Source organism: Rathayibacter sp. VKM Ac-2928 (assembly GCF_022815545.1).
In the GTDB taxonomy this organism is placed as follows: domain Bacteria; phylum Actinomycetota; class Actinomycetes; order Actinomycetales; family Microbacteriaceae; genus Rathayibacter; species Rathayibacter festucae.
The window spans coordinates 133,924-154,184 of record NZ_JALGRU010000002.1 but is presented as its reverse complement, the minus strand read 5'-3'; the positions used below and the strand labels follow the sequence as shown (position 1 = coordinate 154,184).

Here is a 20,261-nt window from a genome sequence, read left to right as displayed (position 1 = left end):
CGCATCCCCTACGAGAAGAGAACAGGAACCATGTCCGAGACCATCGGCACCACCCCGCTCCACCAGCTCGCCGTCGTCCCGCACTGGATCGACGGGCGCGAGTCGCCGTCGACCTCCGGCCGCACCGCGCCGGTCTACGACCCGGCGCTGGGCGTCGCGACCAAGGAGGTCGCCCTGGCCGACGCCGACGAGATCGCCGCCGCGATCGCCTCGGCCAAGGCCGCGTTCCCGGCCTGGCGCGACCTGTCGCTCGCCAAGCGCCAGCAGATCCTCTTCTCCTTCCGCGAGCTGCTGGAGGCGAAGAAGGGCGAGCTGGCCGAGATCATCACCTCGGAGCACGGCAAGGTGATCTCCGACGCGCTCGGCGAGATCACCCGCGGCCAGGAGGTCGTGGAGTTCGCGACCGGCCTCGCGCACCACCTCAAGGGCGAGTACTCGGAGCAGGTCTCGACCGGCGTCGACGTGTACTCGACGAAGCAGCCGCTCGGCGTGGTGGGAATCATCTCGCCGTTCAACTTCCCCGCGATGGTGCCGATGTGGTTCTTCCCGATCGCGATCGCGGCCGGCAACACCGTGATCCTCAAGCCCAGCGAGAAGGACCCGACCGCGGCGATCTGGCTCGCGAAGCTGTGGAAGGAGGCCGGCCTGCCCGACGGCGTCTTCACGGTGCTCAACGGCGACAAGCAGGCCGTCGACGGACTGCTCACCTCGCCCGACGTCCGCTCGATCTCCTTCGTCGGCTCGACCCCGATCGCCCAGTACGTCTACGAGACCGGGACGAAGCACGGCAAGCGCGTCCAGGCCCTCGGCGGCGCGAAGAACCACATGCTGGTGCTGCCCGACGCGGACCTCGACCTGGTCGCGGACTCGGCGATCAACGCGGGCTTCGGCTCCGCGGGGGAGCGCTGCATGGCGATCTCGGTCGTCGTCGCGGTCGAGCCGGTCGCGGACGAGCTGATCACCAAGATCCAGGAGCGCGCGTCGCAGCTGCGCATCGGCGACGGGCGCCGCGGCTGCGACATGGGACCCCTGGTCACCGAGGCGCACCGCGACAAGGTCGCGTCCTACATCGGCATCGCCGAGCAGGACGGCGCCGAGGTCGTCATCGACGGCCGCGGGATCGAGGTCGACGGCGACGAGAACGGCTTCTGGCTCGGCCCGACGCTGCTCGACAGGGTGCCGACCACCTCGCGCGCCTACACCGAGGAGATCTTCGGACCGGTGCTCTCGATCGTGCGCGTCGCCTCCTACGAGGAGGGCGTCGAGCTGATCAACACCGGTGCGTTCGGCAACGGCACGGCGATCTTCACGAACGACGGCGGGGCCGCGCGCCGCTTCCAGAACGAGGTCGAGGTCGGGATGATCGGCATCAACGTGCCCATCCCCGTGCCCGTCGCCACGTTCTCGTTCGGCGGCTGGAAGTCGTCGCTGTTCGGCGACACGAAGGCCCACGGCGCTGAGGGCGTGCGGTTCTTCACGCAGCAGAAGGCGATCACGTCGCGCTGGCTGGACCCGAGCCACGGCGGCATCAACCTGGGCTTCCCCCAGAACTGAGCCGTTGTGCCTCGCTCCTCCTTCGTCGTCGCTCGGCCGCGGTCGGCTTCGCGAAAAGGGAGCGTTCCGCAGAGCGTCCTGCGTCCGCGCACGTCGAATCGCTGGCACGCGATTCACCGGTTGCGCTCCACCCTCGCGCAGACGCATCGGGCTCACATGCTGGTCGAGTAGGCGCCGCAGGCGGCGTATCGAGACCCGCCCCGCCAGCGCACCCCCCACCGAGACACGACGGAAGGCCCGAGATGACCACGCACAACGAGTGGCTGTTCCCGCGGGGCGCGCTCGCCCGCGACGGCTGGGAGTCCGTCGTCGACGCCGGCCTGCCCGGCTGGCGGCACACCGGACTCCGCGTCGCGGACCTGGCCCCCGGTGACGAGCTCGCGCTCCCCGCCGCGGGCCTCGAGCGCCTCGTCGTCCCGCTCGCCGGCTCCTTCACCGTCCGGCACGAGGCCGACGGCACCGCGGAGACCACCGTCCTCGCGGGCCGGGCCTCGGTCTTCGACGGCCCGAGCGACGTGCTCTACCTCTCGATGCTGTCCTCCGCGACGGTGTCGGGGGAGGGCCGCGTCGCGATCGCGGAGGCCCCCGCCGCGACCGCGTACCCGAGCCGCTACATCCCGCGCGCGGAGATCCCCGTCGAGCTCCGCGGTGCCGGCCGCTCCAGCCGGCAGGTGCACAACTTCGGCACCCCGAGCGCGCTCGAGGCCGACCGCTTCATCGTCTGCGAGGTGATCACTCCCGCCGAGAACTGGTCGAGCTACCCCGCGCACAAGCACGACGAGGACGTCCCCGGGCACGAGTCGCGGCTCGAGGAGATCTACTACTTCGAGACCGCCGTCAGCCGCGGCGTCGAGGCGCCCGCGAGCGCGGAGCCGTTCGGGATGTTCAGCACCTCCACGTCGCCCGCGGGCGAGATCGCGATCGACGCGACGGTGCGCACCGGCGACATCGCCCTCGTCCCGTTCGGCTACCACGGCCCCGCCGTCGCGGCGCCGGGCTACGACCTCTACTACCTCAACGTGATGGCCGGCCCGGGCGAGGAGCGCGCCTGGCGGATCAGCGACCATCCGGCGCACGGCTGGATCCGCAGCACCTGGGACGACCAGGACATCGACCCCCGACTCCCGTACACGCCCGACAGCACGACCAGCACAGACACGACCGACAGCACACCCAGCACCACCGGAGGACAGCACTGATGGCCGACAAGACCCAGCGGATGACCGTGAGCCAGGCGCTCGTCGAGTTCCTCGCCCGGCAGTGGACCGTGGACGGCGACCACCGCGAGCGCACGATCCCGGGGATGTTCGGCATCTTCGGGCACGGCAACGTCGCCGGCATCGGCCAGGCACTCGCGCAGTCGAACGCCCTCGATCCGACCCTGATGCCGTACCACCAGGCGCGCAACGAGCAGGCGATGGTGCACCAGGCCGTCGGCTACGCGCGGATGCACCGCCGGCTCGGCACCTACGCCAGCGCCGCCTCCGTCGGACCGGGCGCCGCCAACATGCTCACCGGCGCCGCCCTCGCGACCGCGAACCGGCTCCCGGCGCTGCTGCTGCCCAGCGACACCTTCGCGACCCGCGTCGCCGATCCGGTCCTGCAGCAGCTCGAGCTGCCGCACGACATCGGCATCACCGTCAACGACGCGTTCCGGCCGCTCTCGCGCTTCTTCGACCGCGTGCAGCGGCCGGAGCAGCTGTACTCGATCGCCCTCGCGGCGCTGCGCGTGCTGACCGACCCGGCGGAGACCGGCGCCGTCACCATCGCCCTGCCCGAGGACGTCCAGGCCGAGGTGCTCGACGTCCCCGTCGCCTTCCTCGAGGAGCGCGAGTGGCACCTGCGCCGCCCGGTCCCGGAGCGCGGCCCGCTCGAGCGCGCGGTCGCCGCGATCGCCGCCGCGCGGAATCCGATCGTCGTCGCAGGCGGCGGCGTGATCTACTCCGGCGCCGAGGAGGCGCTGCGCGCGTTCGCCGAGGCCACCGGCGTCCCCGTCGCCACCACCCAGGCCGGCGGCGGTGCCCTCGCCTGGGACCACCCGCAGTACCTCGGCGGGATCGGCGCCACCGGCTCCACCGCCGCGAACCGCCTCGCGGCCGACGCCGACGTCGTCATCGGCATCGGCACGCGCTACAGCGACTTCACCACCGCGAGCCGCACCGTGTTCCAGAACGACGGCGTCGTGTTCGTGAACATCAACGTCGCCGCGTTCGACGCCTACAAGCACGGCAGCCGCCTGCCGATCATCGCCGACGCCCGCGAGGCGCTGGTGGCGCTGCGCGAGCAGCTGAGCCGGTTCCACGTCTCCGAGGAGTACGCCGAGCGCCTCCGCCGCGAGAAGGCGGAGTGGGACGCCGCGGTCGACGCCTCGTTCGCCCCCTCCGGACTCGCGCTGCCCGGCCAGGCCGAGATCATCGGTGCGGTGCAGTCCGCGACCGACCCCGAGGACGTCGTCGTGCAGGCGGCCGGCTCGCTGCCCGGCGACCTGCACAAGCTCTGGCGGGTGCGCGACAGCCTCGGCTACCACGTCGAGTACGCCTTCTCCTGCATGGGCTACGAGATCGCCGGCGGCCTCGGCGTCAAGCGCGGGGCGGAGGCGTCGGGCTCGGACCGCGACGTCGTCGTCATGGTCGGCGACGGCTCCTACCTGATGCTGCACACCGAGCTGGTGACCGCGGTGGCCGAGGGACTGAAGATCATCGTGGTGCTGATCCAGAACCACGGCTACGCCTCGATCGGGCACCTCTCCGAGACCGTCGGCTCCGGCCGCTACGGCACGCAGTACCGCGGGCTCGACGACCGCGAGATCCCGCTCGATCTCGCCGCGAACGCGCGCAGCTACGGCGTCGACGTGATCGAGGTGGCACCGAGCGGGTCCGCGATCGACGACTTGCGCGCCGCGGTGGCCGCCGCGAAGGCGTCCGATCGCACGACCCTCATCCACATCAACAGCGACCCGCTGCTCTACGCGCCGAGCGGCGAGGGCTGGTGGGACGTCCCCGTCGCGGAGGTGTCCGAGCTGCCGAGCACGCAGCGGGCGTTCGAGGAGTACACGCGGCAGCGAGCGGCGCAGAAGCCGCTGCTGGGCTGAGCGCCTGGCGGGAAAGGCCTGCCCTAATGTCAGGACATTTATACAGAATCCGCCTAGAATGAGCACCATTGCCACCGGCGCCGAGGCGCCCCGTCCCCTGGAGAAGACCATGAGCGCCACCGTGACCGCCGACGCAGCGACCGCCCCGTACGAGCCGCTGCGCGCCGGAGCCGCGACGGCGACCAGCCTCTGGAACGACTCCGCGGACCTCGAGGAGCTCGGCCGGTCGATCGCGTTCGGCGCGGTCGGCGCGACCTGCAACCCGGTGATCGCGCTGACCACGATCGAGAAGCACCTCGACGTCTGGGGTCCGCGGATCGCGGCGCTCGCCGAGCAGCACCCCACTGCGGGGGAGAGCGAGCTCGGCTGGCTGGCCATCGAGCAGATGTCGATCGAGGCGGCCGAGCTGCTGCTCCCCGCGTTCCGCGCGAGCGGCGGACGGGACGGGCGCCTCTCGGTGCAGACCGACCCGCGGCTGCACCGCGACGCCGACGCGCTCGTCGCGCAGGCCGTGCACTTCTCGGAGCTCGCCGAGAACATCATCGTGAAGATCCCCGCGACGGCGATCGGCATCCGCGCGATCGAGGAGGCGACCTACCGCGGCGTCAGCATCAACGCGACGGTGTCGTTCACCGTCGCGCAGGCGGTGGCCGTCGCCGAGGCGATCGAGCGCGGCTTCGACCGCCGCGCGGCCGAGGGGCTGCCGGACCACGAGTTCGGCTCCGTCGTCACCATCATGGGCGGGCGTCTCGACGACTGGATCAAGGCGTCGGTCGCGGCCGACCGCCGCCTCGTGCAGCCCGGCCACCTCGACTGGGCGGGCGTCGCGGCGCTCAAGGAGGCGTACCGGATCTTCCGGGAGCGCGGCTACCGCTCGCGCATCCTCTCGGCCGCGTTCCGCAACCACCTGCAGTGGTCGGAGCTGGTGGGCGGCGACCTCGTCGTCTCGCCGCCGTTCGAGTGGCAGCTGCTGATCCACGAGAACCGCATCGAGGTCGACCCGGCGCAGATCGACGTCCCGGTCCCCGCCGAGATCCTGGCCGCGCTGCTCGAGCTCCCGGAGTTCCGCCGCGCCTACTTCGAGGACGGCATGACCGTCGACGAGTTCGGCTCGTTCGGCGCCACCCGCCGCACCCTCCGCCAGTTCCTCGACGCCGACGCCCGCCTCGACGCCCTCGTCCGCGAGATCCTCCTCCCGACGATCTAGCCGCTGCGTGAGGCGCGGGTCTCGAGACGCGGAAAGCCAGGCGGAAAGGGGAGCCCGCGGAGCGGGCGCACTCCATGCTGATCGAGTAGCCCGCGCAGCGGGCGTATCGAGATCCACCATCGTTCGGTGGGTGGGTCTCGATACGCGCTCCGCGCTACTCGACCAGCATGGAACGCGCTCCGCGCTACTCGACCAGCATGGAACGCGCTGCGCGCTGCTCGACCAGCAGGGGAGGGCGCGCGTCAGCGGGCGAGGTGGGCGCGCCAGCCGCCGAAGGCGGTGATGTCGTCCGCGCCGGCGAGGGCGATCGGCTCGACGAGGAAGCCGCTGACGAGGGAGCCGTCGGCCAACGCGACCGCGCCGATGGCCATCGGCTGCGGGAGCGCCGCGACGAACGAGCCGAACGCGGCCTCCGTCAGCCGGTACACCTCGACCTCGAGGGCCGCGCCGCCCTCGGCGACGCGCACGACGCCGGGCTTCGGCGGCACGGTCGACAGCGCGTAGAGGCGGTAGTCGGCGCTCGTCATCGTCGCCTCGACGAACTCCGCGTCGCGATCGGCGAGCTGGTGGTGCAGCGGCTGGTCGCGCAGGTGCGCGCCGGCGACGGCGAGAAGAACGGTGTTCGCGGCGGTGCTCATGAGCGGCTCCAGACGAGATCGGCGAGCTGGTGGTCGGTGAACGCGGGCCCGATCAGCTGCACGCCGAACGGCAGCCCGTCGACGACTCCGGCGGGGTAGGCGACGGCGGCCAGGTCGAGCAGGTTCGCGAAGTTGGTGAAGCGCCCGAGCCGCGAGTTGACGCCGATCGGGTCGGCGGCGACGGCCGCGAGCGTCGGGTGCTCGGTCGTCGTCGGCAGCAGCAGCGCGTCGATCCGCTCGAACACGGCGTCCGAGGCGACCCGCGCGCGGTCGAGCCGCTCCTGGTCCTGGAAGAGCTTCCAGGCCGGCAGCTCCCGCGAGCGCGAGACGATGCCGCCGACCACCGGGTCCACCTCGTCGGGGTGCGCGTCGACGAACTCGCCGACCGCCGCGTAGCGCTCGGCTACGAAGGCACCGTCGTAGAGCATCCGCGCGGTCTCGAGGAACACCTCGATGTCGAGCTCGACCAGCGTCGCCCCCGCCTCGGCCCAGCGGGCGACCTCGGCGTCGAACGCCTCGGCCCAGCCGGGCGCCAGCTCGCCGAGCTGCCCGGGCCGCGGGACGCCGATCCGCGCCGTCGAGGCGAACGGCTCGGCGACTCCGCTGCGGCTGAGCGGATCGCGCGAGTCCGGCCCGGCCATCACGTCGAGCGCGCGCCGGGCGATCGCCGGATCCGCCGCCATCACCGTCACCACGTCCAGACTCCGGCAGGCCGGCACCACGCCGGCGGCGCTGACCCAGCCCTTGGTCGGCTTCAGCCCGACCAGCCCGTGGAACGCGGCCGGCACCCGGCCGGAGCCCGCGGTGTCGGTCCCGAGCGCGAAGTCCGCGCCGCCGAGCGCCACCGCGACCGCGGAGCCGGAGGACGAGCCGCCCGAGATCCGCGACGGGTCGACCGCGTGCCGCACCGCGCCGTAGGGGGAGCGGGTGCCGACGAGGCCCGTCGCGAACTGGTCGAGGTTGGCCGAGCCGAGCACCACGGCTCCCGCCGCGCGCAGCCGCGCCACCACGGTCGCGTCCTCGGCCGGCGCGGACGCGAACGCCGGGCAGGCCGCCGTCGTCTCCAGTCCCGCGACGTCGATGTTGCCCTTCACCGCGAACAGCAGCCCGGCGAGCGGGAGCGCCGGATCGACGGCGGCCAGCTCGGCCGCCACCTCGGCCTCGGGCCGCAGGGCGATGAACGCCTCGGGCCGGGCGGCCAGCCGCCGGTAGCGCTCGGCGACGTGCGCCGCGGGGTCCTGAATCGCGGGGTCCAGCGCGGGGTCGTCCATCATGCTGCGTCCTCTTCCTCGGCCTGCTCGGCCCTCGTCTCCAGCACCACGAGCACCGTGCCCGCGGCCACGTGCGCCCCGACCTCGGCGACCACGGCGACCACGCGCCCGGCCGCCGGAGCCGTCACGGGCGCCTCCATCTTCATCGCCTCGAGGGCGACCAGCGTCTGCCCGGCCGAGACCGCATCCCCCACGGCCACGTCGATCCGGAACACGGTCGCCACGAACGGCGCCTCGACGCCCTCGCAGCCGTCCGGGATCTCCACGGCGGAGGACGCGGGCGGCGCGGGCACCGCCTCCACGCGGTCGAACTCGCCCGACGCCTCCCAGGCGGCGCGCTCGGCGCCGAACGCCCCGGCCTGCACCGCGCGGAAGTCCGCGATCGACTCCGCGTTCTCCGCGAGGAACTCCTGGTACTCCGCGAGCCCGAACTCGCCCTCCTCGATCCGCAGCGGCAGGCGCCCCGCGGCCATCTCGGAGCGCAGCTCGAGCAGCTCGTCCGGCTCCACCGGGTACCAGCGGATGCGGTCGAAGAACCGCAGCAGCCACGGCACGCCGGTCTCGAACGCTCCGGCCTGGTGGTGCGTCGACCAGATCGGCACCGTGCGGCCGACGAACTGGTAGCCGCCCGGCCCCTCCATCCCGTAGATGCAGAGGTAGGCGCCGCCGATGCCGACGGCGTTCTGCGGCGTCCAGGTGCGCGCCGGGTTGTACTTGGTGGTCACCAGCCGGTGCCGCGGGTCGAGCGGAGTCGCGACCGGTGCGCCGAGGTAGACGTCACCGAGCCCGAGCACCAGGTACTCGGCCTCGAACACCGTGCGGTAGACCTCGTCGACGCTGTCCAGGCCGTTGATCCGGCGGATGAACTCGATGTTCCACGGGCACCAGGGCGCGTCGTCGCGGACGCCGGCCATGTAGCGGCGGATCGCCTCGCGCGTCGACGGGTCGTCCCACGCCAGCGGCAGGTGCACGGTGCGGCTCGGCACACGCAGGTCGGCGGTCGCGGGCAGCAGCGCCTCGGCCGCGAGCACCGCCTCGGCGACCGCGTCGGTCGAGGTCGTCCGCGGGTCGAAGTGCACCTGCAGCGAGCGGATGCCCGGGGTCAGCTCGATCACGCCGGGCAGCGCCGCCTTCTCCAGCGTCTCGGCGATGGCGTGCACGCGCATCCGCGAGGCGAGGTCGAGACTCATCTCGCCGATCTCGACCAGCAGGTTCGCGTCGCCGCTCCGGCGCAGCACCAGCGACGGATCGCCGTCGTGCGCGGGCCGGCGGTGCAGCACGCCCTGGTCGTCGACCGCCGCGCGGCCGGCCGCCGGCTCGTCGAGCGGAGCGTCGAGCAGCCCGGTCGCCTGCGCCGCGGTGACCGGCACGAAGCGCACCGTGTCGCCGGGGCGGAGCTGCCCGAGGCGCCAGAGGTGGCCGGTCGCGACGCTCGCCGGGCAGGTGAAGCCGCCGAGGCTGGGACCGTCGGGTCCGAGCAGGATCGGCAGGTCGCCGGTGTAGTCGACGGCGCCGACCGCGTACGGGGTGTCGTGGATGTTGGAGGGGTGCAGCCCGGCCTCGCCGCCGTCCTCGCGCGCCCAGTGCGGCTTCGGGCCGAGCAGGCGGACGCCGGTGCGCGCCGAGTTGAAGTGCACCTCCCAGTCGGTGGCGTAGAAGACCGCCATGTCGTCCTCGGTGAAGAACTCCGGAGCGGCGTGCGGGCCCTCGAGCGCGGCGAGCGTCCAGGCGTGCGGGAACGCCGGGCGCTCCTCCGCCGGCACGATCGCCACGGTGTTCGGGACGCTCGGCGTCCGCAGCCCGAGCACGTCGCCCGGGGCGAGCGCGCGCCCCGCGTGCCCGCCGATCGCGCCGAGGTCGAAGGTGCTGGCCGAGCCGAGCACGAGCGGGATGTCGAGCCCGCCCTCGACCAGCAGGTACAGCCGCATGCCGCTCTCGGCCGTGCCGATGGCGAGGACGCCGCCGGCCGGCACCGCGACCGGCTCCCACTGCGCGATCGGCGCGCCGTCGAGGGTCGCCGGCGCGGGTGCCCCGGTCAGCACCACGCGGGTGGCGGTGTGGAAGCGGAGGGTCGGCCCGCTCATCGTGATCTCGAGTCCCGGCGCGTCCTCGGGGTTGCCGAGCGCGGTGTTGCCGAGCCGGAACGACAGCGGATCCATCGGTCCCGACGGCGGCACGCCGACCGGCCAGTAGCCCAGGCGCCCGGTCGCGTCCTGCACGGTGGTCAGCATCCCGCCCTTCAGCACCTCGACCCGCGGGCTCGCGTCGCGCAGGTCGTCGAGGGTCGCGGTGGAGTGCTCGGCCGCGAGCACCGAGGGCTCGGCGGCGATGGCCCGCAGCAGTCCGACGTTGGTCGCGATGCCGTCGACCCGGGTGGCGGCGAGCGCCCTTCCGAGCGCGGCCCAGGCCTCCTCGCGGGTCTCGCCGCTCACGATGACCTTCGCGAGCAGCGGGTCGTAGGAGGTGGACACGTTGCCGCCGGGGCGGATCCAGCCGTCGACGCGGACGTCGTCCGGGAACTGCAGCCCGGTGATGGTGCCCGAGCTCGGCGCGTTGCCGAGGTCCGGGTTCTCCGCGTAGACCCGCGCCTCGACGGCCGCGCCGCTCGGCTCCGGGACCGTGTCGAGGAACGCCGTCTCGCCCTGCGCGAGCCGCAGCATCCACTCGACGAGGTCGATGCCGTAGCGCGACTCCGTCACCGGGTGCTCGACCTGCAGGCGGGTGTTCACCTCGAGGAACGCCGCCTCCTGCCGGACCGGGTCGTAGATGTACTCGACCGTGCCCGCGCTGCGGTAGCCGGCCTCGGCGCAGAGCCGGCGCGACGCCTCCGCGATGCGCTCGCGAACGGCGTCCGGCAGATCGGGGGCGGGGCTCTCCTCGACCACCTTCTGGTTGCGGCGCTGCAGCGAGCAGTCGCGGTCGCCGAGCGAGACGACGCGGCCGGCGCCGTCGCCGAAGACCTGCACCTCGACGTGCCGGGCGCGCTCGACCAGCCGCTCGAGGAACACGCCGGCGGAGGAGAAGCCGGCCTCGGCCAGGCGCCGCACCTCGCGCCAGGCGGCGCGCAGCTCGGTCTCGTCTCGGCAGGCGCGCATGCCGATGCCGCCGCCGCCGGCCGTCGCCTTGAGCATCACCGGGTAGCCGATGCGGTCGGCCTCGCGGGCCGCGTGGTCGGCGTCGTCGAGCAGCCCGGTGCCGGCCAGCAGCGGCACGCCCGCGCGCTCGGCGGCGTCGCGCGCGGTGTGCTTGGCGCCGAACACCTCCAGCTGCTCGGGGGTCGGGCCGACGAAGACGATGCCGGCCGCCGCGCAGGCGCGCGCGAACTCGGCGTTCTCGCTGAGGAAGCCGTAGCCCGGGTGGATGGCGCCGGCGCCGGTCTGCGCGGCGGCGTCGAGGATCCGGTCGATCCGCAGGTAGCTGTCCGCCGCAGGGGCCGGGCCGAGCCGCACCGCCTCGTCGGCGAGCGCGACGTGCGCGGCGCCGAGGTCCGCGTCGGAGTAGACGGCGACGGTCCGCAGGCCCATCGCCTTCGCGGTGCGGAGGATGCGGACCGCGATCTCGCCGCGGTTGGCGACGAGGAGGGTGTCGAAGGTCATGCGGTCGCGCCCGCCCCGCTGTGTACGATCATCTCCGCGCGCGACGGGTCGAAGCCGTTGCACGGGTTGTTGATCTGCGGGCAGTTCGAGACGACGACGAGGGTGTCCCGCTCGGCCCGCAGAGTGACGCTGAGGCCGGGGGAGGAGATGCCGTCGACGATCCCGAGCGCGCCGTCCGGGTCCACCGGCACGTTCATGAACCAGTTCACGTTCGAGACCTGGTCGCGCTTGCCCATCCCGTGCCGGGACAGCTCGGCGACGAAGTTCTCGGCGCAGGCGTGCTGCGCCGTGGTGTGGAAGCCGTAGCGGAGGGCGTTGCTCTCCTTCGAGCAGGCGCCGCCGAGGGTGTCGTGGCGCTCGACGTCGGTCGCCACGACGGTGAGCAGCGGGCGGTGCTCGGCGTCGCGGAGCACCGAGCCGGTGACGAGGTACACCGTCTCCTGCGCCTGCAGCGTCGCGGCGGCGGAGTAGGCCGTGCGGTCCTCCGCGTCGTAGGCGAGGAAGTCGACGGCCTGGTTGCCGTCGACGTCGACGATGGTCAGGAACTCGCCGCGCTTCAGGAGGCGCGACCAGGGGGCGCGGGCGTCGACGGTCTCGCGGTGGGTCTCGGTGCCGTAGCTGCTCGTGCTCGTGTCGGTGCTCATGCGATGCCCCTCGCGCTCAGGTACTCGTCGGTCTGCAGGAAGGCGCGGCGGCCCTCCGGAGTGGCGGCGCGCTCGTCGGCGCTCGCCGGCTCGCCCGCCCAGGCGTGCACGTCGACCGGGCCGACCGTGAACTCCGGCCGCGGGTCGAGCGGATGCGCGGTGTTCGCCAGCAGGACGATCGCCGGCATCTCCAGCCGCAGCGTCACCGAGCGGCCGGGCCCGGCGCCGCCGAGCCACTCCGGGCTGCCGTCCTCGCGGATCCGCACCCCCTGGAAGTACGAGACGCTCGGCGGCAGATCGCGCCGCCCCAGTCCGTGCTTGGCCGCGCCGAGCAGCAGCAGCTCGCGACCGGCCGGCGACGGGCCCTGCGGCGAGCCGTCGCCGTAGCGCTCGACGTTCCGCGCCAGCGCCGTCGTGCCGTAGATCGTGTCGTGCCGGCCGGAGTCGTCGGCGACGACGCTCGCGAGCACGCGCCCCTGGTCGCTGAGCAGCAGCTGGCCGGCGCCCGCGTAGACCTGCCACTGCACCTTGACGGTGTCCGCGACGTTCAGCCGCTCGTGCGGCTCCAGCGCGTTGTACACCAGGAGCGAGACGCAGGCGTCTCCCGTGACGTCGGTCAGGCGGAGGTGCGTCCCGCGGGCGAGGACGCGGTGGCCGTAGCCGCCGCCCTCGATCCGCTCGGACCAGCGCAGGTCCGCCTGGGTGACGCCCTCCGGCGCGTCGGGGCGCGTGCTCGCCGCCGCCGCCTCCTGGGCGCGGGCGTGCTCGCGCGCACCCGCCGTGGTCGAGGTGCCTGATGTCGTCATGCTGCGCCTGCTCCGTCTGCTGGTCCGGTCGCTGCCGGGGTTTCTATCGCTCGACAGGAAGTCAACCGCGCCCCCGTGTCGCCGCTGTGACCCCGACGTTGCGATCGTGTTTCGCGCGCGCCCTGCGCCTTCACTCGCACCTCCACTCCTCAAAAGTTGCGGTAGTGGCGCGCGACTACCGCAACTTTTGAGGAATCGGCGCGGGTCGGGAGCGCTGCTACGGTCGAGCGCATGTCGAGCGCACCCCCCGGACGGCCGCGCGCCTCCGGGGCGTCGCTCACCGGGCTGGGCACGCGGGCGGACATCCTCGCGGCGAGCGCGGCGCTCTTCTGCACGGAGGGCTTCGGCGGCACCAGCACGCACGCCATCGCGGCGGCGGCCGGCATCCGCCAGGCCTCGCTCTACCACCACTTCGGCGGCAAGCACGCGGTGCTGCTCGAGCTGCTGCTCGGCACGGTGCAGCCCTCGCTCGACGCCGCCGCCGTGCTGCTCACCCGCGACGAGCCGCCGGCCGCGCGCCTCTGGGCGCTCTGCGTCTCCGACGCCCGCCTGCTCGCGGCCGGCGAGCACAACGTCGGCGCGCTCTACCTGCTGCCCGAGCTCGGCGACGAGCGCTTCGCCGAGTTCCGCGACCGCCGCTCCGAGCTGGAGACCGCCTACCGCACCCTCGTCGCGGCCTGCGGCGCCGCCGACCCCGCGACCGGCGCCTCCCTCGTGCTCGCCCTGGTCGAGAACGTCATCCTCCAGCGCCGCCGGCAGCCCGCCGAGCCCGGCCCCTCCGCGGAGGCGGTCGCCCTCGCGGCCCTCCGCGTCCTCGACCTCCCGCGCCCCGCCGTCGCCGAGGCGCTCGCCGCGGGCCCGGCCCTGCTCGCCCGAGTCTGACCCCGCGTCCGCCCCGCCCGCCGAGCCTGCCGAGCCCCCGCCCATCATCCAAAAGTTGCGGTAGTCGCGGCCGACTACCGCAACTTTCGCGTTCTCGCGGAGGGGGACGCGCGCCGGAGTTAACAGGATCGACCCACGCCCGAAAAGAACCGCGACCGAGCGCGCGGCAGGATCCGTGTCTATCAACCGATAGAAACACCCCGCCGCACCACCCAGCAGCTCGGAGCACGCATGATCATCCTCGGAGTGGGGATCACCGTCGTGGTGATCCTCGCCGTCGGCATCGCGGTCGCCCGCAAGATCGACGGCGACAGCGCCAACTACCTCGTCGCCGGACGCCGCCTCGGCATCCCGCTCGTCGCCGTCAGCCTCACGGCCGCGGCGGTCGACTCGAACGCCACCGTCGGCAACACCGACCTCACCTCGCAGTTCGGCTTCTGGGCGGGCGCCTCGCTCGCGATCGGCCTGGCGATCTGCCTCCTGATCACGGGCCTCTTCCTCGCCAAGCCGATGAACGCGATGAAGCTCTTCACCCTCGCCGACTTCTTCCGGATGCGCTACGACCGCACCACCGAGGTCGTCGCCTCGGTGATCATGGTCTTCTCCTTCACGATCCTGCTGGCCGGCAACCTGGTGGCCTGCGGCTTCCTGCTCGAGCGCTTCGCCGGCATCCCGTACGCCTGGGGCGTGATCCTCTCGGTCGCGCTGGTGCTCAGCTACACGATCGCCGGCGGCCTCTTCTCGGACGCGTACACCGCGGCCATCCAGACCGTGATCACGGTCGTCGCGGCGGTCTCGCTGCTGGTCTGGGTCGCGCTCGCCTACGGCATCGTCATCCCCGAGGGCATGGGGCCGTTCGACTTCGAGCAGCTCACCGACCCGGCGATGGGCGCCCCCGTCAACTGGGCCACCCTCGTCGCCCTCGGCATCGGCGACCTGGTCGCGATCGACTTCATGCAGCGGATCTTCGGCGCCAAGTCGCCCGAGGTCGCCCGCCGCGCCTGCTACGCCGCCGCCGTCGGCACCGCGGCCATCGGCTCGATCTTCGCGATCGTCGCCCTCAGCGCCACCGCCGTCCTGGGCCTCTCGGCCGCCGACGGCCCGGTGCTGTTCACGCTGCTCGACGACTACGCGCCGCCGGTCATCGCGATCCTGGTGCTCTCCGGAGTCGTCGCCGCCTCGTTCTCGACGGCGTCCGGCGCGATCCTCGCCACCTCGGCGATCGTCGTGCGCAACGTGCTCTCGGTCCGCCGCCACTCCGGGACCGGCCCCGACCCGCTGCTGCGCTGGACCCGCGTCGCCATGGTGCCGATCGTGATCCTGGGCTCGTTCCTCGCGATCCGAGTCAGCCAGACCGGCATTCTGCTGACGCTGGCCTTCGACATCATGCTCGCCTGCCTCGCCGCGCCGTTCCTGCTCGGCGTGTTCTGGAAGCGCCCCGGAGTCGTCGCCGCGCTCACCGCGGCAGGCGTCGGCCTGGTCGTCCGCCTGGTCTTCCTGGCGCTCACCCCGACGCTCTACGGCGTGCCGAACGACATCCTCTACGTCCCGAACGACCTGATCGGCGCCGGCTTCGACGGCTACGCCACCCTCGTCGCCGCGGCGATCGGCTTCGGCACGTTCATCGTGGTCGGCCTCCTCGCCCCGCGCACCCCGCGCGAGCTCGCCGGCGAGCGCTCGGTCCGCACCGAGCTCGACCGCGAGCAGCAGGGAGCCCTGGAGCCCGCAGGAGTCTGACCCCCTCCGCGAGTCTGCCTCTCCCCGCGAGATGCCACTTGTGAGCGCTTTCCACGGCGTGTCGCGCTCATAAGTGGCATCTCGCGGCGGGCGGGTCATGGGAGGGGGAGCAGGACCGTCGGGGCGGGGGCGGCCTCGCGGCCCTCGAAGGCGACCGGCTGGCAGACCATCAGGTAGTCGCCGGGCTCGACCTGCGCGAGGTCCGCGTTCTCGAGGATCACGACGCCGGCGCCGCAGAGGAGCACGTGGGTCGGCCACTCCTCGGTGTGCGCGGGCGCCTCCATCGTCATGTAGTCCAGGCCCGCGAAGAGCACGCCGTGCTCGACCAGCCAGCGGGCCCCGCTCGGCGCGAGGCCGACCCAAGTCTCCGACTTCACCGAGCGGGTCAGCGCGTCGGTCGAGTTGCGCGTGCGGAACAGCACGCGCACGGCCCCCTCGGCGCCGGCCGCGACGAGGTCCTCGTCCGTGATCTCCTCCGCGACGTGCCGCAGGTCGAGTACCCGGACCGGCCCGACCACGCTCTCCAGCGCGATCTCGTCGACGGTCGCGCCGCCCGGCACGAAGTGCGACGGCGCGTCGACGTGCGTGCCGGTGTGCGCGCCGATCAGCCAGCGCGAGACGTCGGAGGGGTAGCCGTCCACGATCCGCTCGACCATTTCGTACGTCGGCCGCCGGCCCCAGTGGAGCATCTCGGTGGTGATCGGGATGTTGATCGGGATGGCGCCGGTCATGCGAGCCCTCGTCTCATGCGGGAGTGGTTCAGTGGATTCATTCACGACTATATTGGATCCAATCTGAAGTGCTCCAGGAGGCTCGCATGATTGCCGACGACTGGCCGGGCGCCTTCCCGCTGTCCCGCCCCCGCCGCCTCGTCCCGCTCGTGCTCGGTCACGAGCCGATCGCCGAGTCGATCTCGCTCCGCGGCGGCGACCCGGCCCGCTTCCTCCTCGAGCCGGTCACCGGCGCGGCGATCGACCTCGGCGACTCCTGGATCCTGATCGACGGCGGCTTCCACCTCGACCGCGTCCGCGACCCGGCGCAGCGCGCCGCGCACTACGACTACGAGAGCTACACCGCCGTCGTCCCGCCCGGCGACGCGCTCGCCGAGCAGGTCGCAGCGGCCGGCCTGCGCTGGGAGGACCTCGCCCTCGTCGCCCTCTCGCACCTGCACCTCGACCACACCGGCGGGCTGCGCCTCGCTCCCGCCGGCACCCCGGTCGCCCTGCAGCGGCGGGAGTGGGAGTGGCTCGGCGAGGGCCTCGGCCGCCGCGAGACCGTCGTCCCGCAGGACCTCCTCGACGCCGACGTCCGGGTGCTGCTCCTCGACGGCGACACCGAGCTCGCCCCCGGCGTGGCCGCACTCGACACCCGCGGGCACACGCCGGGCCACCAGTCGTTCCGGATCGACCTCGCCGACCGCTCGATCGTGCTCGCCTGCGACGCGGCGGACCTCCGCCGCAACCTCGACGAGCGCACCGCCTGCGGCTGGACGGCGCGTCCCGGTGACGCCGAGGCGGCTCAGCGCGCGGTGGAGCGCCTCGCCGACCTCGCCGCGGAGCCCGGCGTCGAGGTCTGGCCCGGTCACGACCCCGGCTGGCCCGCCTGGCGGCGCTGAATCGCGCGTCTCCAGCGGATCCCGTGCACAACTCAGGCTGGATGCCCCGAACGACGCGATCTCTCTCGATTCCAGGGCGTTCAGCCTGAGTCGTGCACGCCGGCCGCGGGAGACGAAGCGTCCGTCACTCCGCGGCGCGCCCCGAGTCCTCGATCAGCCGGACCTTCACGTTCACGGCGAGCGGGCCGGTCACCGACGGCTCCGAGTCGAGCAGGCGCCGGAGCCCCTCGCCGACGGCGCGCAGGGTCTCGGGGGCGGGGAGCGCCGCGGTCGCCGCGATGTGCGCGGTGACGGTGGTGAAGCCGTCCGAGCGGTCGATGTCGACGAGCACGTCCGGCTGCCGCAGGGCGAGCTTCACCGCGAGCGCGTCGGCGGCCGCCTCGAGCAGCGGCTGCGCCGGGTAGACCCCGGCGACGCCCTCGATTTCGCGGATCGCGGCGGTGAGACGCTGCGAGAGCGCGGTGTCGTCGTGAGCGGCGCCGTCGAGAGTGCTGTCGTCCGTCCCGGTGCTGTCGGTCGCGGTGCTGTCGGTCACGGCTGGTCCTCCCTGCTCGGATACACGTCGTCGACGGTGACGTCGATCGCGCCGACGACGAGCTCGGTGTGCCGCTCGAGGGCGTAGCGGATCCGCTCGCGCAGGCGGTCCGCGACGGTCGCGACCGGGATCCCGAACTCGAGCGCGAAGGTCACGTCGATGCGGATCACCGCGCCCGGGGTCGCGACGTCGCCGTCGAGCGTGCAGCGGCCCATGATGACGCCGCCCATCGTGTCGCCCGCGCGCCGGATCATCCCGCGCACCGCCGCCTCGGTCAGGGCGAGCCGCAGGGTCGGGTCGGGGTGGCGGACCGGCACGTCGCGCCCGGAGCGCACCTCGGAGCGGATCGCGTCGAGCAGCCCGGCGATCCAGACCTCGTCGCGGTCCGGCTCCGCGTCGGCGCGGCGGCGCAGCGCGCTCGCGGACAGCTCGTTCAGGCGGGTGAGGTTCGCGAGCGCGAGGCGGCAGGCGGCCGAGCCCTCGATCGAGGGATCGACCGGGGTGCGTCCGCGGTCGAGGTACTCGCCGAGCTCCTCCAGCGTGTGGCCGTCGAGGTCGTCTTCGGGCACCGCGCCGCCGGGCGCGGAGGTCTCGGCAGCGCCGTTCTCGGGCGTGCCGTCCTCGGGCACGGCGTCGTCTGCGTCGATCATCGCCATGCCTCCAGTTCGTGGAGCAGGAAGCGGCGGGCTCGGGCGAGCAGGCCGCGGACCGTCGAGACGGGGAGTTCGAGAGCGTCGGCGATCTCCTGGTAGCTGTAGCCGGCGGTCTCGCGGAGCAGCCAACAGCGTCGCTGATCGGGAGGCAATCGGTCCAGTGCTTCCCAGACGGCGTCCAGCTGGAGCCGCGCCTCGACGATCCGCTCGGGCGAGCTCTCGGCGGGCGCGGGCGGATCCCAGTCGTCGATGTCGTCGTGGCGGCGGCGGACGCGGATCCGGTCGATCGCCTTGTGCGAGACGATCCGCATCAGCCAGTTCCGGATGTGCGCGGGGCTGTCGAGGTCGCCGAGGCGGCGCCAGCCGGTGAGGAACGCCTCCTGCACCACGTCGTCCGACTCCGCCTCGGAGCCCAGCAGCTTCTCGGCGTAGACCCGCATCAGCGCGCCGTGGCGCCGGGCGAGCTGCTCGAAGGCGGCGATGTCGCCGTCCACGGCCCGGGCGGCGAGCGTGGCGTCGGAGGCGCGGAGCAGCGGGTCGTCGTCGGGCCGGTCGTCGTCGGGCCGGGCCTCGTCGGGCAGCGCTTCCGCCACGATCGCCACCTCCCGCCGTTCCGCCGTCGTTGCGCGCCTGCGCGCGTTCTCGGCAGCCGCTGCTCCGAATGCCTACCAGCCTCCTCCGTCGCCGACGAATCCGCTGGCCGGATTGCGAGCACGGCCCGGATCCGTGACGTTTCCGGCCGTCGACCCGTCTGTATCTGTAGAGCACCGAGGCGAAGACCGACCCCCGTCCGCCCCTGATCTCCCAGACCCCGAGAGAAGCCCGACCATGCACACCTCCCCGTCGCCGACAGCGCCCGCCCAGGCACCCAGCGGCTCCACCTTCACGATGGGCAGCCCGTTCGCCCCGGTGAGCGACTCCTCCGTCGGCGCCGAGCGCCGGTTCGAGGCGGCCGGAGGCGACCCCGCCGAGGCGTCCGCGGTCTACGCCGAGGCGTACGGCGGCGGCTCGTTCCGCGTGGAGCCGGGCTCGCGCGGCTTCTCCTTCCGCTACGCCTACCGCGGGAGCGAGCGGGTCACCCTCCGCACCTCCGACTGCGCGGGCGCGCTGACCGGCGAGATCGCGCACCTGCGCGAGTACGTCGTCGGCTGGTTCCGCGCCGGCGGCGGCCAGCTCAACCTGCGCCCGTTCACCCGCACCGGAGCCGCGTCCGCGCCGTTCCTGCTGCCCGCCGAGCGCCAGTTCGGCCTGGCCTACCAGCCGCACCGCCAGAACCTCGTGCACTTCGCGCCGGGCTTCCTCGAGGACGTCGCGACCGAGTCGCACTCCGGCCCGCGCCAGCCCGTCTCCTTCGACCACGAGGCCGACGCCGACCCCGGCGTCCTCGCCCGCTGGCGGACCGCCGTGACCGACGCGACGGCCGCGCTCGCGAGCGCCGCGATCGCCCCGCTGGTGCGCTTCACCGCCGAGCTCAACCTCGCCCGCGCGCTGCTGCTGCTCTTCCCGTGGCGCGCCTGGGACGTCCCGGCCGTGCTCCGCCGCCCCTCCGCCTCGCGCACCCGCGTCGCCCTCGACTTCCTGCAGCACCACGCGCACGAGCCGATCACCCCGGCCGACGCCGCCCGCGCCGCCGGCCTGCACACCCGCACCCTGCAGCAGGCCACCCAGCGCCACCTCGGCGTCTCGCCGTCGGTCTACCTCCGCGACGTCCGCCTCGACCGCGCCCACCACGACCTCGTCGAGGGCGACCCCTGCTCGACGACCGTCGCCGCCGTGGCCCGCGACTGGGGCTTCGGCAACCTCGGCCGCTTCGCGAGCGCCTACCAGACCCGCTTCCAGGAGCTGCCGAGCCACACGCTGCGCCGCTGAGCACGCGGCCCACCGCCTCCTCCCCGAGGCTCGCCGACAGCTGCCGCGCATCTCCCCGGCCTGTGGACGGCTCTGGCCGCAGAGCGCGTCGTCGCTCGATGTTTCCTGCGCACTGGCTGATCCGGCGGGACGATCCCGGAGCCCCGCACGTCTGATTCATGTG

At 73.4% G+C, this 20,261-nt stretch carries 17 protein-coding genes; 8 read left to right on the top strand and 9 right to left on the bottom strand.

Features of this window, described 5'->3' with window-relative positions:
* Positions 1-30 precede the first annotated feature (30 nt).
* The 4 genes from MT350_RS08310 to MT350_RS08295 all read left to right on the top strand — a co-directional run bounded on the left by MT350_RS08310 (position 31) and on the right by MT350_RS08295 (position 5,852).
* Positions 31-1,554, top strand: coding sequence for a CoA-acylating methylmalonate-semialdehyde dehydrogenase (locus tag MT350_RS08310; protein ID WP_243599597.1), 1,524 nt, complete (start codon positions 31-33; stop codon positions 1,552-1,554).
* A gap of 242 nt (positions 1,555-1,796) precedes the next feature.
* Entirely contained in the window at positions 1,797-2,753 is a 957-nt protein-coding gene (gene iolB, locus MT350_RS08305) for a 5-deoxy-glucuronate isomerase (RefSeq protein ID WP_243599598.1), read from the top strand.
* Positions 2,753-4,645: a 3D-(3,5/4)-trihydroxycyclohexane-1,2-dione acylhydrolase (decyclizing) gene (gene iolD / locus MT350_RS08300; RefSeq protein WP_243599599.1), complete on the top strand. Its 1,893-nt coding sequence runs from the start codon at positions 2,753-2,755 to the stop codon at positions 4,643-4,645. Before iolB ends, iolD begins: the two co-directional genes overlap by 1 nt.
* A gap of 58 nt (positions 4,646-4,703) precedes the next feature.
* Positions 4,704-5,852 carry a transaldolase family protein gene (locus MT350_RS08295; protein ID WP_243599600.1) on the top strand — a complete coding sequence of 383 codons (1,149 nt, stop codon included), beginning with the start codon at positions 4,704-4,706 and terminating at the stop codon, positions 5,850-5,852.
* 242 nt (positions 5,853-6,094) lie between these two features.
* Here MT350_RS08295 and MT350_RS08290 read toward each other — a convergent pair whose 3' ends face one another.
* From MT350_RS08290 to MT350_RS08270, 5 genes are read right to left on the bottom strand one after another with little or no spacing between them, the layout of a single operon-like run.
* Positions 6,095-6,490, bottom strand: coding sequence for a hypothetical protein (locus MT350_RS08290; protein ID WP_243599601.1), 396 nt, complete (start codon positions 6,488-6,490; stop codon positions 6,095-6,097).
* Positions 6,487-7,764 carry an allophanate hydrolase gene (gene atzF / locus MT350_RS08285; RefSeq protein WP_243599602.1) on the bottom strand — a complete coding sequence of 426 codons (1,278 nt, stop codon included), beginning with the start codon at positions 7,762-7,764 and terminating at the stop codon, positions 6,487-6,489. The genes MT350_RS08290 and atzF overlap by 4 nt, the downstream gene beginning before the upstream one ends.
* Positions 7,761-11,357 carry an urea carboxylase gene (gene uca, locus MT350_RS08280; RefSeq protein WP_243615721.1) on the bottom strand — a complete coding sequence of 1,199 codons (3,597 nt, stop codon included), beginning with the start codon at positions 11,355-11,357 and terminating at the stop codon, positions 7,761-7,763. The genes atzF and uca overlap by 4 nt, the downstream gene beginning before the upstream one ends.
* Entirely contained in the window at positions 11,354-12,001 is a 648-nt protein-coding gene (locus tag MT350_RS08275; RefSeq protein WP_243615720.1) for an urea amidolyase associated protein UAAP2, read from the bottom strand. The genes uca and MT350_RS08275 overlap by 4 nt, the downstream gene beginning before the upstream one ends.
* Positions 11,998-12,807 carry an urea amidolyase associated protein UAAP1 gene (locus MT350_RS08270; RefSeq protein WP_243615719.1) on the bottom strand — a complete coding sequence of 270 codons (810 nt, stop codon included), beginning with the start codon at positions 12,805-12,807 and terminating at the stop codon, positions 11,998-12,000. The genes MT350_RS08275 and MT350_RS08270 overlap by 4 nt, the downstream gene beginning before the upstream one ends.
* Before the next feature lie 231 nt (positions 12,808-13,038).
* Here MT350_RS08270 and MT350_RS08265 point away from each other — a divergent pair, with 231 nt between their 5' ends.
* Positions 13,039-13,689: a TetR/AcrR family transcriptional regulator gene (locus MT350_RS08265; protein WP_243615718.1), complete on the top strand. Its 651-nt coding sequence runs from the start codon at positions 13,039-13,041 to the stop codon at positions 13,687-13,689.
* Between the two features lie 231 nt (positions 13,690-13,920).
* A complete protein-coding gene (locus MT350_RS08260; RefSeq protein ID WP_243615717.1) occupies positions 13,921-15,426 on the top strand; it encodes a sodium:solute symporter family protein in 1,506 nt (501 codons plus the stop codon).
* Between the two features lie 95 nt (positions 15,427-15,521).
* Here the strand turns inward: MT350_RS08260 and MT350_RS08255 are convergent, their stop codons facing one another.
* On the bottom strand, positions 15,522-16,157 hold the full coding sequence (locus MT350_RS08255) for a cyclase family protein (RefSeq protein ID WP_243615716.1): 636 nt from the start codon (positions 16,155-16,157) through the stop codon (positions 15,522-15,524).
* Between the two features lie 86 nt (positions 16,158-16,243).
* On the opposite strand from MT350_RS08255, the gene MT350_RS08250 reads away from it, so the two are divergent.
* Positions 16,244-17,041: an N-acyl homoserine lactonase family protein gene (locus MT350_RS08250; protein WP_243615715.1), complete on the top strand. Its 798-nt coding sequence runs from the start codon at positions 16,244-16,246 to the stop codon at positions 17,039-17,041.
* Positions 17,042-17,165: 124 nt separating this feature from the next.
* On the opposite strand, the gene MT350_RS08245 is transcribed toward MT350_RS08250, so the two are convergent.
* From MT350_RS08245 to MT350_RS08235, 3 genes are read right to left on the bottom strand one after another with little or no spacing between them, the layout of a single operon-like run.
* The gene (locus MT350_RS08245) at positions 17,166-17,576 is read right to left on the bottom strand and encodes a hypothetical protein (RefSeq protein WP_243615714.1); all 411 of its coding nucleotides are present in this window, start codon (positions 17,574-17,576) and stop codon (positions 17,166-17,168) included.
* Entirely contained in the window at positions 17,573-18,226 is a 654-nt protein-coding gene (locus MT350_RS08240; RefSeq protein ID WP_243615713.1) for an Asp23/Gls24 family envelope stress response protein, read from the bottom strand. Before MT350_RS08240 ends, MT350_RS08245 begins: the two co-directional genes overlap by 4 nt.
* Positions 18,223-18,822: an RNA polymerase sigma factor gene (locus tag MT350_RS08235; RefSeq protein WP_308197465.1), complete on the bottom strand. Its 600-nt coding sequence runs from the start codon at positions 18,820-18,822 to the stop codon at positions 18,223-18,225. The genes MT350_RS08240 and MT350_RS08235 overlap by 4 nt, the downstream gene beginning before the upstream one ends.
* Positions 18,823-19,057: 235 nt before the next feature.
* Between MT350_RS08235 and MT350_RS08230 the strand changes: the two genes are divergently transcribed.
* Entirely contained in the window at positions 19,058-20,098 is a 1,041-nt protein-coding gene (locus tag MT350_RS08230) for a helix-turn-helix domain-containing protein (protein ID WP_243615712.1), read from the top strand.
* The last annotated feature ends 163 nt before the right edge of the window (positions 20,099-20,261 follow it).

Bases quoted from the DNA above. Each gene is read 5' to 3' on its own strand.
- MT350_RS08290 (WP_243599601.1), bottom strand. From the start codon at position 6,490: ATGAGCACCGCCGCGAACACCGTTCTTCTCGCCGTCGCCGGCGCGCAC.
- MT350_RS08270 (WP_243615719.1), bottom strand. From the start codon at position 12,807: ATGACGACATCAGGCACCTCGACCACGGCGGGTGCGCGCGAGCACGCC.
- MT350_RS08250 (WP_243615715.1), top strand. From the start codon at position 16,244: ATGATTGCCGACGACTGGCCGGGCGCCTTCCCGCTGTCCCGCCCCCGC.
- MT350_RS08230 (WP_243615712.1), top strand. From the start codon at position 19,058: ATGCACACCTCCCCGTCGCCGACAGCGCCCGCCCAGGCACCCAGCGGC.
- MT350_RS08265 (WP_243615718.1), top strand. From the start codon at position 13,039: ATGTCGAGCGCACCCCCCGGACGGCCGCGCGCCTCCGGGGCGTCGCTC.
- atzF (WP_243599602.1), bottom strand. From the start codon at position 7,764: ATGATGGACGACCCCGCGCTGGACCCCGCGATTCAGGACCCCGCGGCG.
- MT350_RS08240 (WP_243615713.1), bottom strand. From the start codon at position 18,226: ATGATCGACGCAGACGACGCCGTGCCCGAGGACGGCACGCCCGAGAAC.
- MT350_RS08255 (WP_243615716.1), bottom strand. From the start codon at position 16,157: ATGACCGGCGCCATCCCGATCAACATCCCGATCACCACCGAGATGCTC.
- MT350_RS08310 (WP_243599597.1), top strand. From the start codon at position 31: ATGTCCGAGACCATCGGCACCACCCCGCTCCACCAGCTCGCCGTCGTC.
- iolB (WP_243599598.1), top strand. From the start codon at position 1,797: ATGACCACGCACAACGAGTGGCTGTTCCCGCGGGGCGCGCTCGCCCGC.
- uca (WP_243615721.1), bottom strand. From the start codon at position 11,357: ATGACCTTCGACACCCTCCTCGTCGCCAACCGCGGCGAGATCGCGGTC.
- MT350_RS08275 (WP_243615720.1), bottom strand. From the start codon at position 12,001: ATGAGCACCGACACGAGCACGAGCAGCTACGGCACCGAGACCCACCGC.
- MT350_RS08295 (WP_243599600.1), top strand. From the start codon at position 4,704: ATGAGCACCATTGCCACCGGCGCCGAGGCGCCCCGTCCCCTGGAGAAG.
- iolD (WP_243599599.1), top strand. From the start codon at position 2,753: ATGGCCGACAAGACCCAGCGGATGACCGTGAGCCAGGCGCTCGTCGAG.
- MT350_RS08260 (WP_243615717.1), top strand. From the start codon at position 13,921: ATGATCATCCTCGGAGTGGGGATCACCGTCGTGGTGATCCTCGCCGTC.